The following is a 14,997-nucleotide window of genomic DNA, read 5'->3' as shown; positions in this document are numbered from 1 at the left end:
GGCACGGTGACCCGGCGCGAGAAATCCGCCGGGTTTTTTATTTGGTCATCATTTTGCGTTACTCTTTCGCCACTATCGAAAACAGGGAACGCATTGTGAAAAAAATACTATTACTGATTCTGGTTGTCATCATTCTTGCCGCGGGTGGCTGGTACTGGATGAAAGCGGGTAATCCGAATGCGTTGCGTCATATCGTTCTCGACCAGTGTCTGCCGAATCAACTCCAGCACCGTAACCCGGCCCCGTGCGCGCAGGTGAAGCCTGATGCGGGTTATGTGGTGTTTAAAGACCGCAACGGGCCGCTGCAGTATCTCCTGATGCCGACTTACCGTATCAAAGGAACCGAAAGCCCGCTGTTGACCGAGCCGAATACGCCCAACTTCTTTTGGCTGGCCTGGCAGTCACGCAACTTTATGAGCATGAAGCGCGGGGCCGAGGTGCCGGACAGCGCAATTTCGCTCACCATTAACTCCCCGACAGGCCGTACGCAGAACCATTTTCATATCCATATCTCCTGCCTGCGCCCGGACGTGCGCGAGAAGCTTAATGCTGCGCAGGGGCAAATCAGTACCCAGTGGTTACCGTTCCCGGGCGGGCTGGAAGGGCATGAGTACCTCGCCCGTCGCGTGACGGAAAATGAGCTGGTACAGCGCAGTCCGTTTATGATGCTGGCTGAAGAGCTGCCGGAAGCGCGTGACCATATGGGGCGCTTCGCGCTGGCCATGGCGCAGCAGTCGGATGGATCGTTTGTCTTACTGGCGACCGAACGTAACTTGCTGACCCTGAATCGCGCGTCGGCTGAGGAATTGCAGGATCATCAATGCGATATCCTGAAGTGACCTCACCATAAATAGCGTTTACTCGTCCTGCCTGTCGCCGTAGACTTGCTGAAAAAAACGACAGGAGACAGGAATGTCGCTCTGGTTAACGCATCCTCTGTTTGTGCCCTCATTGATAGTCGGCGTCACCATCGTGCTGTGGGCGACGTCGCTATTGCCGGAATTTATCACCGCGCTGCTGTTTTTCACGGCAGCGATGACCGCCAGAATCGCCCCGGCGGAGGTGATTTTTGGTGGTTTTGCCTCGTCTGCATTCTGGTTAGTGTTTAGCGGCTTCGTGCTGGGGGTGGCAATCCGTAAAACCGGTCTGGCGGACAGGGCCGCACGGGCGCTGTCGGCAAAACTCACGGATTCGTGGGTATTGATGGTGGCAAGCGTGGTGGGGCTGAGCTACGCGCTGGCGTTTGTGATGCCGTCGAATATGGGCCGTATCGCGCTGCTGATGCCGATTGTCGCCGCCATGGCCAAAAGGGCCGCCATCCCCGACGGTTCCCGCGCGTGGTATGGCCTGGCGCTGGCCGTCGGGTTCGGAACCTTCCAGCTCTCGGCGACCATCCTGCCTGCCAACGTGCCGAATCTGGTGATGAGTGGCGCCGCGGAGGGCTCGTACGGGATCCATCTGAACTATGTCCCATATCTGCTGCTGCATACACCCGTCCTCGGGATCCTGAAAGGGGGCATTCTGATCGGCCTGATCTGCTGGTTGTTCCCCGGCAGCCCGAAACCGGCCACCGATCTTACGCCGTCTGAACCGATGGGCCGGGATGAAAAGCGTCTCGCCTGGCTGCTGGCGGTGGTGCTGGGGATGTGGGTGACAGAGAGCTGGCACGGCGTTGGACCGGCGTGGACGGGTCTTGCGGCGTCGGTCATCGTCATGCTGCCACGCGTCGGGTTTATCACCGGTGAAGAGTTTTCTGCGGGAGTGAACATGCGCACCTGCATTTACGTGGCGGGGATTCTCGGGCTGGCGATTGTAGTGACCCAAACGGGTATCGGTTCCGCGGTGGGGGAGGCGTTATTGCGGATTATGCCGCTTGATGCCAACAGACCGTTCACCAGCTTCCTGGCGCTTACCGGTATTACCACGGCGCTCAACTTCATTATGACCGCGAACGGTGTACCGGCGTTGTACACCACGCTGGCACAGAGTTTTTCGGACGCCACCGGTTTCCCGCTGTTGTCGGTGATCATGATTCAGGTACTGGGGTATTCCACGCCGCTGCTGCCGTATCAGGCGTCGCCGATTGTGGTGGCAATGGGTTTAGGGAAGGTGCCTGCAAAGGCGGGGATGTTGCTCTGTCTGGCGCTGGCGATTGCAACGTATCTGGTGCTGCTGCCGCTGGATTATCTGTGGTTTAGCGTGCTGGGGAAAGTGTAATTTCCCTCCCCGGTGGGGGAGGGAAGTCGGTTTTTACGCCTGTTTAGCCGCTTCTGCTGCTTTAACGATCACCGCGAAAGCGTCAGCTTTCAGGGATGCGCCGCCAACCAGCGCGCCATCGATGTCTGGCTGGGTGAACAGCTCAGCAGCGTTGGATGCGTTAACGGAACCGCCGTACTGAATAATTACCTGCTCAGCCACTTTCGCGTCCGCTTTAGCAATGTGGTCACGGATAAATTTGTGAACCGCCTGTGCCTGCGCAGGGGTCGCTGATTTGCCGGTACCGATCGCCCAGACGGGTTCGTACGCGATAACCGCGCCTTCGAATGCGGCAGCACCCTGCGTTTTCAGCACGGCGTCGATCTGACGAGCACACACTTCTTCCGTTTTGCCTGCTTCGTTTTCGGCTTCGGTTTCACCGATGCACAGAACCGGGATCAGACCCTGCTCTTTCAGCACCGCGAATTTCTTCGCGATAAATTCGTCGGATTCTTTGTGGTAAGTGCGACGCTCAGAGTGGCCGATGATGATGTATTTCGCGCCGATATCTTTCAGCATTTCAGCAGAGGTTTCACCGGTGAATGCGCCTGACAGGTTAACGTCAACGTTCTGTGCGCCCAGAATGATGTGGCTGCCATCAGCGGCATGTTTAGCCAGATCCAGGTACATATCCGGCGGAGCGATAGCAACCGCGCAGCCCGTCACGCCCGCCAGCTCTTTACGCAGGTTCGCAACCAGTTCGTTTACCATGTGGCGGCTGCCGTTCAGTTTCCAGTTACCCATCACTAAAGGATGTCGCATTTCAATTCTCCACGCTAAATTAGCGAATTAAGGAATATGGCCGCCCTGTCGGGCAGCATGGTCTGTGAATCAGTATAGAGATTTTCCCTCGAAAGGCTTTGCTTTTTGTCATTAATTCGACCCGCCGAGTGTGTCTGATAGTGCCAGCTTAATCGGTTCAACAGCGAAGGTCAGTCCTTTTTCGCCGTTATCTGCCACCACATAGCGTATGGCCCCTTCGGTATCGGCGTAGTAACGCTTGTTTTTACCGGCGGTGAGAAGTTTTTGCAGCTTTTGCTGGCTTTGCTTTTTGGTCAGTGCGGGCGTAAAAGCCTGCAGTATCGCGCTCATGTACTCGAGCGCTTTTGCCTTAGCGGCTTTCTGCTCTGGCCCCTGAATCGGCAGCCAGGTTATCTGCATGCTTTTGATTTTTAGCGTGCCGCGCTCCAGCGCAGTGGAGGCATATAAATTCTCGTTAATCTTGCTCGCAGCCCGGGTCAGGGTTGGCGTATCCCGGGAGCTGTCAATGGCGCGGAATTCATCCAGCGGTAGCGTGGGGTTGGTTTTATTGAAGGTTTCACGAAACTGGCTGATTGACTGATCGAACGAGGGCGCACCTGCCAGCAGATAGGGGGCTGTCGTCGGGGCAGTGGTTTCGGCGGCGTGCAGGGGGACACCCGCGATGAGCATCGCTAAACACAGGAAAAGAGAACGTGCCGAACTTTTCATCAACATTGCCCCTGGCCGTAAGTGTTCATGATTAAATCGATATCTGATCGGCTTGTCAAAAGGTCACAACTCCAGGGTAAAATGCGCGCTATATGATAATAAGGAACCTTACATGACCATACAGCAGTGGTTGTTTTCATTCAAAGGGCGTATTGGACGCCGTGACTTCTGGATCTGGATGGCGACGTGGATCGTTGCCATGCTGCTTCTGTTTTTCGTGGCCTTCAACGCATGGCTCAGCACACAAACGGCGGCGTTTGCGCTGGTCTGTTTGCTGTGGCCAACCGCGGCCGTGGTGGTGAAACGTCTGCACGATCGCGGCCGTTCCGGCGCGTGGGCTTTTCTGATTATTCTGGCGTGGATGCTGGTGGCCGGGAACTGGTCGATACTTCCGTCCATCCTTCCCTGGGTGGTGGGCAGACTGCTACCAACCATTATTTTTGTCATGATGGTGGTCGATCTGGGCGCGTTTATCGGCACCCAGAGCGAAAACAAATACGGCAAAGACACCCTTGAGGTGAAATACCGCTGATCACCAGTAGTGTTCGGCAGTCATATGGCCCGGCCGGCGGCGAAGATGTTTCGTCATCTGCCGGGTATCCTTCAGAAGCTGCTGCGTGTCGCGAACCATCTGCGGGTTGCCACACAGCATGACGTGGCTGGTTTCAGCGCTCATCGGCAAGCCAATTGCGTCTTCCAGTGCACCACTCTCAATCAATGCCGGTACGCGGCCCGTCAGTGAACCTGCTGCGGTTTCGCGGCTGACCACGGTCTGAATTTTCAGTTTCCCGCCGTACTGCTTTTCCAGCGCCTGCATCTGCGGAAGATAGCTCAAGTCTGCGGCATAGCGCGCGGCGTGAACCAGCACGATGTTTTTAAAGCGCTCAAGGTCTTTGCCGTACTGCAAAATAGAGAGATAGGGGCCAATGGCCGTGCCGGTTGCCAGCATCCAGAGGGTGTCGCAGTCCGGGATTTCGTCCAGCACGAAGAAACCGGCCGCTTCACTCACAATTTGCACATCGTCACCGGGCTTAAGCGCGGCAAGGCGTGGGCTGAGTTTGCCGTCCGGGACGGTAACCAGATAGAACTCGAGATCCGGGTTATCGGGGGCATTAACGTAGGAATAGGCGCGCTGCACGCGCTCGCCGTCAACATCCAGCCCCAGCTTCGCAAATTGCCCGGCCGTAAACGGGTGGACGGGAGCATGCAGGGTGAGACTAAATAGCGCATCGGTCCAGAACTGTATCTTTGTGACTTTACCTGTTACCCAGTCCGCCATGATCTTCTCCTGTGCTTTTTCTCTGTTCTATCTTCCGGACTTGTGGTGAAGATTTCCAGCCCATTTGGGCCGGAAAGCTCTATCGATCAAACGGTTTTACAGAATGTGCGCCTGCACGTCAGGGTCTTTACGATCCAGATAGTGAACAGACCGAATGCGGCGAATGGTGCGCGATTTACCGCGGATCAGCAGGGTTTCGGTGGTGGCCATATTGCCCTTACGGGTGATGCCATCCAGCAGGTCACCTTTGGTGATGCCGGTTGCGGAGAAGACAACGTTGTCGCTGCGCGCCATGTCATCCAGCGCAAGCACCTTGTTGGCTTCAATACCCATCGCTTCGCAGCGTGCCAGCTCTTCTTCCCCAATACGGCGATTCTCTTCGCTGTCGCCTTTGACTTCATGACGGGGCAACAGACGGGCCTGCATGTCGCCATCCAGAGCGCGGATCACCGCGGCGGAGACCACACCTTCCGGCGCGCCGCCAATGCCGTAAAGCACATCCACTTCGCTGTCTGGCATGCAGGTCAGGATAGATGCTGCCACGTCGCCATCCGGGATGGCAAAGACGCGCACGCCGAGCTGTTGCAACTGGGCAATGGTGGCATCGTGGCGCGGTTTCGCCAGAATGGTCACGGTGAGCGCGCTAAGCGGTTTTTCCAGCGCCCTGGCAACGTTACGCAGATTCTCTTCCAGCGGCAGGCTCAGGTCGATAGCCCCTTTGGCGCCGGGGCCGACAATCAGCTTTTCCATGTACATATCCGGTGCGTTGAGGAAACAGCCTTTGTCCCCTACCGCCAGCACGGCCAGCGCGTTGGCCTGGCCCATTGCCGTCATGCGGGTACCCTCAATCGGGTCGACGGCGATATCCACGGCATCACCTTTGCCGGTGCCCACTTTCTCACCGATATAGAGCATTGGCGCTTCGTCGATCTCGCCTTCGCCAATGACGATGGTGCCATCGATATTGACCTGGTTAAGCACAATGCGCATGGCATGGACAGCCGCACCGTCTGCGGTATTTTTGTCGCCACGGCCGAGCCATTTATAGCCCGCCAGTGCGGCAGCTTCGGTGACGCGGGAAAACTCGATAGCCAGTTCACGTTTCATGAGGTTCTCGTGCAATCAAAAGGAATTGCACGAAGTTTATCACAGAGTGAGAGTGGGTGCGGTCGGTCCCCTCTCCCCGGCGGGGAGAGGGGAAGGGTGAGGGGAGAAATTACTGCTCGTGCTCTTCCCACGCCAGGGCGCGTTTCACCGCTTTCTTCCAGCCGCTGTAGCGGTAGTTACGCTCAGTGGTTTCGATGCCAGGGCGGAATTCGCGTTCGATAACCGCTTTTTCCTGCAGTTCATCCAGATTCTGCCAGAAGCCGACAGCCAGACCTGCGAGGTACGCCGCACCCAGCGCGGTGACTTCACGTACTTCCGGGCGCTCTACGCGGGTGCCCAGAATGTCGGACTGGAACTGCATCAGGAAGTTGTTGGCAACGGCGCCGCCGTCCACGCGCAGGGCGTGCAGACGAATGCCGGAGTCAGCCTGCATTGCTTCCAGTACGTCGCGCGTCTGATAAGCGATGGATTCCAGCGTCGCGCGGATAATGTGGTTCGAGTTTACCCCACGGGTCAGGCCGAAAATCGCGCCGCGTGCATACGGGTCCCAGTAGGGGGCACCCAGACCGGTAAAGGCCGGAACCACATACACGCCGTTGGTGTCCTTCACTTTGGTTGCGAAATACTCGGAGTCAAACGCATCGCTGATGAGTTTCATCTCGTCACGCAGCCACTGAATAGACGCGCCTGCCATGAACACCGCACCTTCCAGCGCATAGTTCACTTCACCGCGTGGGCCGCAGGCGATGGTGGTCAGCAAGCCGTTTTCTGATTTCACCGCTTTCTCACCGGTGTTCATCAGCATAAAGCAGCCGGTACCGTAGGTGTTTTTCGCCATCCCTTCCTTAACGCACAGCTGGCCAAACAGCGCCGCCTGCTGGTCACCGGCAATACCGGCGATTGGAATACGCGTGCCGCCTTTGCCGCCGATATTGGTCTGACCGTAAACTTCAGAAGATTTGCGGACTTCTGGCAACATCGCGCGCGGGATATCCAGCGCGTCCAGCATCTTGTCATCCCACTCCAGGGTATTGATGTTGAACAGCATGGTGCGCGAGGCGTTGGTGTAATCAGTGACGTGGACACGCCCCTGGGTCATCTTCCAGATAAGCCAGGTGTCGACGGTACCGAACAGCAGCTCACCGCGTTTTGCACGTTCACGTGAACCCTCAACGTGGTCGAGGATCCATTTCACTTTGGTACCGGAGAAATACGGGTCAACGACCAGACCGGTTGCGCTACGTACATAGTCTTCCATACCGTCGCGCTTCAGCTGTTCGCAGATTTCTGACGTACGGCGGCACTGCCAGACGATGGCATTGTAAATGGGCTTACCGGTTTCGCGCTCCCAGACGATAGTGGTTTCACGCTGGTTGGTAATACCGATAGCGGCAATCTCGTCGGAACTGATATCGGCTTTCGCCAGCACTTCTACCAGCGTGGAGCTTTGTGAAGCCCAGATCTCCATAGGGTCGTGTTCGACCCAGCCTGGACGAGGATAGATTTGCTCAAATTCGCGCTGTGACACGCTGACGATATTCGCGTCATGATCCATTACGACAGCGCGGGAGCTGGTAGTGCCCTGGTCGAGCGCAACGATATATTTTTTTTCGGTCATGGTATGTGTCCCGTAGTCAGATTACAGCGAAGCTTTTTGTTGTGCGGTAGAAGTCGTTTCCTTCTCCTCTTCCACACAGGTGTCGCACGGTAAATGGCGACCAATTAATTTGCGGTAGCTAAATGCACCCAGCGCAGCCCCGACAACCGGTGCAAACAGCGGTACCAGGAAGTAAGGGATATCTTTACCGCCGGTGAAGGCCACGTCGCCCCATCCTGCGATAAAGGCAAAAGCTTTAGGTCCGATATCACGCGCCGGGTTCATCGCAAACCCGGTCAGCGGGCCCATGGATGCACCGATCACCGCAATCAGCAGGCCAATCAGCAGCGGTGCCAGCGGGCCGCGCGGAATGCCGTTTCCGTCGTCGGTCAGCGCCAGGATAACCCCCATCAGAATAGCGGTAATCACCATTTCAACTGCGAACGCCTGCACAAAATTGATATGCGGGTTGGGATAGGTTGAGAAAATGCCTGCCAGATCCAGACTTTCGACACTGCCACGCACCATATGATGTGTCTGTTCGAAGTCGATGAAAAGATTGTAATAAAGCCCGTAAACTAACGCCGCTGCGCAAAACGCGCCGGCAAACTGAGAAAGGATGAAGGGAACAACTTTGCGTCCGTCGAAGCACGCGAACAGCCACAGCGCGATGGTCACCGCCGGGTTAAGATGTGCGCCGGAAACCCCTGCGGTCAGGTAGATGGCCATCGCCACGCCCAGACCCCAGATAATACTGATTTCCCACTGACCGAAACTGGCACCCGCCACTTTCAGTGCAGCAACACAGCCCACTCCGAAGAATATCAACAACCCGGTACCAAGGAACTCGGCAATGCACTGGCCTTTTAAGGTTGATGTCTGACTCATAATCGGAATCCTGAAGAAATTGATGTTTATTGTTAGCATGACCGCCCGTGACAGCCACGATGCCCTGTAGACATAGTGTTAATTTATCGTTAACGAGCAAAAACGAGAAATATCGAAATCAAAATGTGTGGTCTGCGTCAATAAAATGAGCGTTTTCGCGCCATAAAGCGCATTTTTACACCAATAGCAAAATGTGAGCTGAATCATTTCATTAACGAATCAGTTAACAATTTAGGGGTATATGCCGCGAACGCACCAGGACGAGGCCGAAAAGTGTTGCAAACCACGATCTGCGCGGTCTGCCGCTGGACAGGGGCGACGGGGCTTCATACAATCGGCATATCTGTTGTGCGCGTTTACGTTAAAGCGTCGCCTTGCAATTCAGGAGAGGTAGGATCATGTCTTTAGAAGTGTTTGAGAAACTGGAATCGAAAGTACAGCAGGCGATTGACACCATCACGCTGCTGCAGATGGAAATTGAAGAGCTGAAAGAGAAGAACAACAGCCTGGCGCAGGAAGTTCAGAACGCCCAGCACAGCCGTGAAGAACTGGAGCGCGAAAACAACCAGCTGCGTGAACAGCAGAATGGCTGGCAGGATCGTCTGCAGGCGCTGCTGGGGCGTATGGAAGAAGTGTAATTTCTTTCGGGAAATGCAGAACAGGCCGGGTAAGGCGTCGCCGCCACCCGGCTTTTTTTATTACTCGATATCCAGCGGATCTTCGGAAAGGATAATCCCGGTGTTATCGGCATAGAGATGGTCACCGGAGAAGAAGGTCACGCCGCCGAAATTGACGCGCACGTCGCTTTCGCCGATACCTTCACCCGCAGCACCCACCGGAATGGCCGCGATAGCCTGAATGCCAATGTCCAGGTCTTCGAGATCGTCCACCTGGCGCACTGAGCCATACACCACAATGCCTTCCCACTCGTTCTGTACGGCAAGACGGGCGAGTTCAGCATCAATGAGGGCACGACGTACGGAGCCCCCGCCATCAACCAGCAGAACGCGGCCACGGCCGTTCTGTTCGAGCAGATCATAGAGCAACCCGTTATCCTCGAAACATTTCACCGTGACGATTTGTCCGCCAAACGACGACCGCCCACCAAAGTTGGAGAACAGCGGTTCAACGACGTTGACATCTTCCTGGTAGATGTCACAAAGCTCGGAGGTATCGTATTTCATAGGTTTAACGCTCAGTTGCTGCGAATGTGTTCAGTATATCGTGCTAAATGCGTTGTTGGCAAAATCATCAATTGTTAATTGATATTTGTCAGTTAACCCAGCGTCTGACTTAAGACAATCCCGATGACGAACAACAGGTTAGTCAGCAGTGCCCCTTTTACCGTACGCTCCAGCATTGGCGGCATGGCCGCAGGGCTGAGTTCACGCATGACGAATCGCGCCTGCTTAATCAGCAGCGGTGCGGCGAGTACAAACAGCCAGCCCCATATGCTGTGCAGCGAGATAACGTTAAACAGCGCCAGGCACAGCAGAGCGCCCAGCAGCAGACACGCATGATAACGGCGTGCATTAACGGGCCCCAGACGCACGGCCAGCGTGTTTTTGCCGTTCTCACGGTCGTTGTCGATATCGCGCAGGTTGTTGATGTTAAGCACCGCCGTCGCCAGCATGCCGCAGGCGGTTGCCGGCAGGAACAGGGCCGGGATCAGGGTATGTGCCTGTAAGTACCCGCTCCCCATCACGCTCAGCCAGCCGAAGAACACCAGCACGGAGATATCACCCAGCCCAATATACCCGTAAGGGCGGGTACCGACGGTATAGGTAATGGCGGCAATAATGGCGAGCAAACCCAGTACCAGGAAACCAATGAAATCGCTGGGGGTTTTAGACGCGACCGTTACCAGCGCCAGGCCGGAAAGACAAATCAGCGCCACGGTGATGATCAGCGCGCGCTTCATCTGCGCCTGGGTAATGACCCCTTTCTGCATACCGCGCAGTGGCCCGATACGGTCGGGTTTGTCGCTGCCTTTAACCGCATCGCCATAGTCGTTGGCGAGATTGGAGAGAATTTGCAGCAGACCGGCGGTAATCAGTGCCAGCCCGGCAACCAGCGGATCGAAATAGCCTTGCCACCAGGCAAGCGCCGTACCGACGATAATGGCGGCAAAGGCCAGAGGAAGAGTTTTAGGGCGCAGACTTTCGAGCCACGCCTGAGTACGGCTGATGTCAGTCATAGTAATTTAGCCAATAAAAATGGGGGCTTTAGCCCCCATTAAACGTGATGAGAATGCAGTAACCGCGATTATAGGATAAAACGGCTCAGATCTTCATCTGCCACTAACGCATCCAGGTGTTTACCCACATATTCTGCGTCAATGGTAATGCTTTGACCGTTCAGGTCGCTCGCATCATAAGAGATATCTTCCATCAGGCGCTCCAGCACGGTGTGCAGACGACGGGCACCGATGTTCTCGGTGGTTTCGTTGACCTGCCAGGCGGCCTGGGCGATGCGTTTGATACCGTCTTCAGTGAACTCGATGTTCACACCTTCGGTTGCCATCAGCGCTTTGTACTGTACGGTCACAGAGGCATTTGGCTCGGTCAGGATGCGTTCGAAATCTTCAGTGGTCAGCGCCTGCAGCTCCACGCGAATCGGCAGACGACCCTGCAGCTCCGGGATCAGGTCAGACGGTTTCGCCACCTGGAATGCGCCAGAGGCGATAAACAGGATGTGGTCCGTTTTGACCATACCGTGTTTGGTGGAGACGGTGCAGCCTTCAACCAGCGGCAGCAGGTCGCGCTGAACGCCTTCACGGGAGACATCCGGGCCTGAGGATTCGCCACGCTTACAGATTTTGTCGATTTCGTCGATAAACACGATACCGTGCTGCTCAACCGCGTCGATAGCATCCTGCTTCAGCTCTTCCGGGTTCACCAGTTTCGCCGCTTCTTCTTCGATCAGCAGCTTCATGGCGTCTTTGATTTTCAGCTTACGCGCTTTCTGCTTCTGGCCGCCCAGGTTCTGGAACATGGACTGCAGCTGGCTGGTCATCTCTTCCATGCCAGGCGGTGCCATGATTTCCACACCCATAGGGGCAGCAGCAAGATCGATCTCAATCTCTTTGTCGTCCAGCTCGCCTTCACGCAGTTTTTTGCGGAACGCCTGACGTGCCGCTGACGGCTCAGCCTGCTGTTCAGCCTGGCCCCAGTTGTTCTTCGCCGGTGGGATCAGGACGTCAAGAATGCGCTCTTCCGCCATCTCTTCGGCGCGGTAGCGGTTTTTCTCAATCGCCTGGACGCGCACCATTTTGATCGCCGAGTCGGTCAGATCGCGAATGATAGAGTCCACTTCTTTACCCACATAGCCCACTTCGGTGAACTTGGTGGCTTCGACTTTGATAAACGGGGCATTAGCCAGTTTCGCCAGACGACGGGCAATTTCGGTTTTACCGACACCGGTCGGGCCGATCATCAGAATGTTTTTTGGCGTCACTTCATGGCGCAGCTCTTCTTCGAGCTGCATGCGGCGCCAGCGGTTACGCAGGGCAATAGCCACGGAACGCTTGGCGTTGTCCTGGCCGATAATATGTTTGTCCAGTTCGCTGACAATTTCGCGTGGGGTCATTTCAGACATGGGAGATCCTTACGCTTTAGACGGTAATTCTTCGATGGTGTGGTTGTGGTTGGTATAGATGCAGATATCACCTGCAATATCCAACGCCTTCACCGCGATATCGCGCGCATTCATGTCGGTATTTTCCAACAGCGCACGGGCTGCAGCCTGGGCGTACGGGCCACCAGAGCCAATAGCAATCAGGTCGTTTTCAGGCTGAATGACGTCACCGTTACCGGTGATGATAAGCGAAGCGGTTTCATCGGCCACCGCCAGCAGCGCTTCAAGTTTGCGCAGCATGCGATCGGTACGCCAGTCTTTCGCCAGCTCAACGGCGGCTTTCACCAGGTGACCCTGGTGCATTTCCAGTTTGCGTTCAAACAGTTCGAACAGCGTGAAGGCGTCAGCCGTGCCGCCTGCAAAACCGGCGATCACTTTGTCGTTGTATAAACGACGAACTTTCTTCACGTTGCCTTTCATTACGGTATTACCCAGCGTGGCCTGGCCATCACCGGCGATTACCACGTGGCCGTTACGGCGTACACTTACTATTGTTGTCACGAGCAGACCCCCTGGTTACAGAATCGGGAAACAGAAGCCCTGAGCCTGTGCTCAGGGCTGAATAGAATGATAGATGGGGGGGAATTTGGGGGTTTCAACCCCCGGTAGCGAGTCGAATGCAGTTTGTGTGTCCCGCCACTTTCAAACGGGAAATGGTTCCGTCGGCATTTTCTTTGCCTTTGACCGGGCCAATCACCACGCGATTCCAGCCGTTATTGGTGGTAATGCGTGAATCAAACCCTTCAAAAGCCAGCTGTGCGCGCACCGTTTCCGCCTGCTCAGCACCTTTGAATGAACCACATTGAACCATCCAGCGGCGTTCGTCTTTTTTCTCAGCAGTCTGCTTCGGCGCATCGGTCTCTTTGGTTACCGGTGCGGCCTGCTGCGTTTTCGGCTGCTGCGCAGTGGTATGCGCCGGCGTCTGCAGCAGATCCTGATACGGCTGAGCCGCCTGTTTCTGCGGCTGGGCCTTCGGCGGTTGCTGCACTGGCTGGGACTGCGCCGTTCGCGTTTGCTGCTGATACGGCTGTTCCGTCACCCGCGGCTGCGTTTTAGGCTGCTGCACTGGCTGGGTTTGCGCCCACTGCTGTTGTTGCTGCTGTTGCTGTTGGAGCTGCTGCTGCGCCTGACGACGCTGCAGCGTTTGCTGACGCTGTTCCGGCGTCTGCTCGTTCCACGGCACTTCGTTCAGCTGCGTAGGCTGCTGGCGCATATCGGCCTGCATTTGTGCCAGCAACTGACGCTGTTCATCCGTCAACTGGCTGGCATTTTGCACTTCGCCACCCGCTGAAGGTTCGGTCGGCGCACGTACGCCAGGCTGACGGCTTTCCAGCTCTTTGATATAGCGCCAGCGCTCTTCAGGCTTCGGCGGAAGGCCGTTTCCGGCAACCTTGTTGGCCTGAAGCGCCTCGGACTCTTCTTTTTTATGGTGCGTGATAAAGTACAGACCACCAATAAAGGCCACGACTACAGCCGCAGCAATAGCGACCATCGCTGGCGAGACAGCAGGCAGGTTACGTTGCTTTTTCCTTGAGCTACTCTTTTTGCGTCGCGAAGGTGCCGGCTGGCCGCGACGTACATAATCTCGTTGTGCCACTATCGTTTCGCTGTATTTATTCGTTCGTCAGCCCGCCATGTTACTTAAGCGGCGGGGCTTTGACCAGATAAGGGTGTCTGAAAGACATTTACTTTAAGTCAATGCCTGGGTAGAACCGCGCACAATCAATTCACAGTCCAGCAACCGCGAGCCGCTGTTAACTGTTTGACCATGCAGTTGATCCAGCAGAAGAAGCATCGCTTCACGCCCAATATCATAGCGCGGCTGCGCCACGGTCGAGAGTGGAGGATCGCAAAATTCTGACAGCGAAATATTATCGAATCCGATGATCGACAAATCTTTCGGTATGCGCAGGCCGCGGCGCTTCGCATACGATAATGCCCCCAGTGCCATCACATCGCTGTGACAGAACACCGCGGTCGGCGGCTCGGGCAGATCCAGCAGCTTCTCCAGCGCCTGTCCACCAGCTTCAAAGGTGAAATCCCCGCGAGCAATGTAGTGCGGGTCGACGGTGACACCGGTACGGCGCAGTGCCTGAACGTAGCCCTGCAGGCGGTAGTGGCACAATGGCATCTCTTCCGGCCCGGCAATGCAGCCAATACGCTTGTGCCCCAGCTCCTGAAGATAGTTGACGGCGTTGAACGCGGCGGTCAGGTTATCAATATGTACCGTCGGCAGCTCCAGCTCGGGTGCAAACTCGTTGGCCATTACCATCGGCGGTAAATTGCGCTGCTCTTCAATGCTGGCATCAAACGGCAGGCGAGACCCAAGCAGCAACATGCCGTCGATCTGCTTGGTGATAATGAGATCGATAAAGGTTTTTTCCTGCTGGTTCTGGTGAGCACAGTCGCCAATCAGCACCAGATAACCTTGCTCTGCCGCCGTCACTTCGATACCACGAATAATCTCGCTGAAGAAGGGATCGCAGATGTCCGGCACAATCACCAGGATGGTGCGCGACTCATTGCGTTTAACGTTTCGTCCCATCGCCTGCGGGAAATAGCCCACTTCCAGCGCAGCCTGCTCTACCCGGTTACGGGTCGCCTGGGAGACTTTATCCGGGTTCATTAATGCGCGGGACACGGTTGCCGTAGAGACTTGTGCTTTCTGGGCAACGTCTTTCATGGTCGCCGTGGCAACCTCTTTCCTGGACTTCAACGTCTTCTCCTCGCCTGAACACCGAACTTCTGACGCCACCATTTTTAC

General features: G+C 55.9%; 16 protein-coding genes. 4 read left to right on the top strand and 12 right to left on the bottom strand.

The window, feature by feature from the left end; genetic code table 11:
- The first annotated feature begins 95 nt into the window (after positions 1–95).
- Together ACMGG3_RS17910 and ACMGG3_RS17905 are read left to right on the top strand one after the other, a co-directional pair.
- Entirely contained in the window at positions 96–839 is a 744-nt protein-coding gene (locus tag ACMGG3_RS17910; RefSeq protein ID WP_025202751.1) for a CDP-diacylglycerol diphosphatase, read from the top strand.
- A 73-nt stretch (positions 840–912) separates the two neighbouring features.
- Positions 913–2,217, top strand: a complete 1,305-nt coding sequence (locus ACMGG3_RS17905) for an SLC13 family permease (protein WP_025202752.1) — start codon at positions 913–915, stop codon at positions 2,215–2,217.
- Positions 2,218–2,250: 33 nt separating this feature from the next.
- Here ACMGG3_RS17905 and tpiA read toward each other — a convergent pair whose 3' ends face one another.
- Entirely contained in the window at positions 2,251–3,018 is a 768-nt protein-coding gene (gene tpiA, locus ACMGG3_RS17900) for a triose-phosphate isomerase (protein ID WP_014172206.1), read from the bottom strand.
- Between the two features lie 111 nt (positions 3,019–3,129).
- Entirely contained in the window at positions 3,130–3,726 is a 597-nt protein-coding gene (locus tag ACMGG3_RS17895) for a DUF1454 family protein (RefSeq protein WP_041162910.1), read from the bottom strand.
- A gap of 112 nt (positions 3,727–3,838) precedes the next feature.
- Here ACMGG3_RS17895 and ACMGG3_RS17890 point away from each other — a divergent pair, with 112 nt between their 5' ends.
- Positions 3,839–4,258: a DUF805 domain-containing protein gene (locus ACMGG3_RS17890; RefSeq protein ID WP_025202755.1), complete on the top strand. Its 420-nt coding sequence runs from the start codon at positions 3,839–3,841 to the stop codon at positions 4,256–4,258.
- On the opposite strand, the gene fpr is transcribed toward ACMGG3_RS17890, so the two are convergent.
- From fpr to ACMGG3_RS17870, 4 genes are all read right to left on the bottom strand, one after another.
- Positions 4,259–5,005, bottom strand: coding sequence for a ferredoxin--NADP(+) reductase (gene fpr, locus ACMGG3_RS17885; protein ID WP_014172203.1), 747 nt, complete (start codon positions 5,003–5,005; stop codon positions 4,259–4,261).
- A gap of 96 nt (positions 5,006–5,101) precedes the next feature.
- Complete coding sequence (gene glpX, locus ACMGG3_RS17880; protein WP_032680075.1) at positions 5,102–6,112, bottom strand: class II fructose-bisphosphatase; 1,011 nt, start codon at positions 6,110–6,112, stop codon at positions 5,102–5,104.
- A gap of 109 nt (positions 6,113–6,221) precedes the next feature.
- Positions 6,222–7,730 carry a glycerol kinase GlpK gene (gene glpK / locus ACMGG3_RS17875; protein WP_014172201.1) on the bottom strand — a complete coding sequence of 503 codons (1,509 nt, stop codon included), beginning with the start codon at positions 7,728–7,730 and terminating at the stop codon, positions 6,222–6,224.
- 21 nt (positions 7,731–7,751) lie between these two features.
- Complete coding sequence (locus ACMGG3_RS17870; protein WP_014885705.1) at positions 7,752–8,597, bottom strand: MIP/aquaporin family protein; 846 nt, start codon at positions 8,595–8,597, stop codon at positions 7,752–7,754.
- A gap of 398 nt (positions 8,598–8,995) precedes the next feature.
- Here ACMGG3_RS17870 and zapB point away from each other — a divergent pair, with 398 nt between their 5' ends.
- Positions 8,996–9,235, top strand: coding sequence for a septal ring assembly protein ZapB (gene zapB / locus ACMGG3_RS17865; protein WP_008501806.1), 240 nt, complete (start codon positions 8,996–8,998; stop codon positions 9,233–9,235).
- Positions 9,236–9,295: 60 nt separating this feature from the next.
- Here zapB and rraA read toward each other — a convergent pair whose 3' ends face one another.
- The 6 genes from rraA to cytR form a co-directional block, all read right to left on the bottom strand.
- Positions 9,296–9,781: a ribonuclease E activity regulator RraA gene (gene rraA / locus ACMGG3_RS17860; RefSeq protein ID WP_014172197.1), complete on the bottom strand. Its 486-nt coding sequence runs from the start codon at positions 9,779–9,781 to the stop codon at positions 9,296–9,298.
- A 92-nt stretch (positions 9,782–9,873) separates the two neighbouring features.
- The gene (gene menA / locus ACMGG3_RS17855) at positions 9,874–10,794 is read right to left on the bottom strand and encodes a 1,4-dihydroxy-2-naphthoate polyprenyltransferase (RefSeq protein WP_414149349.1); all 921 of its coding nucleotides are present in this window, start codon (positions 10,792–10,794) and stop codon (positions 9,874–9,876) included.
- A 68-nt stretch (positions 10,795–10,862) separates the two neighbouring features.
- Complete coding sequence (gene hslU / locus ACMGG3_RS17850) at positions 10,863–12,194, bottom strand: HslU--HslV peptidase ATPase subunit (RefSeq protein ID WP_014172195.1); 1,332 nt, start codon at positions 12,192–12,194, stop codon at positions 10,863–10,865.
- Between the two features lie 9 nt (positions 12,195–12,203).
- Entirely contained in the window at positions 12,204–12,734 is a 531-nt protein-coding gene (hslV, locus tag ACMGG3_RS17845) for an ATP-dependent protease subunit HslV (protein WP_014172194.1), read from the bottom strand.
- A 94-nt stretch (positions 12,735–12,828) separates the two neighbouring features.
- A complete protein-coding gene (gene ftsN, locus ACMGG3_RS17840) occupies positions 12,829–13,830 on the bottom strand; it encodes a cell division protein FtsN (RefSeq protein WP_414149348.1) in 1,002 nt (333 codons plus the stop codon).
- A gap of 93 nt (positions 13,831–13,923) precedes the next feature.
- Complete coding sequence (gene cytR / locus ACMGG3_RS17835; RefSeq protein WP_020883949.1) at positions 13,924–14,949, bottom strand: DNA-binding transcriptional regulator CytR; 1,026 nt, start codon at positions 14,947–14,949, stop codon at positions 13,924–13,926.
- Positions 14,950–14,997 lie beyond the last annotated feature (48 nt).

It is taken from the genome of Enterobacter sp. BNK-18, from assembly GCF_047456135.1.
GTDB classification, from domain to species: Bacteria; Pseudomonadota; Gammaproteobacteria; order Enterobacterales; family Enterobacteriaceae; genus Enterobacter; species Enterobacter ludwigii.
This window is presented reverse-complemented; position numbering and strand designations above follow the sequence as displayed.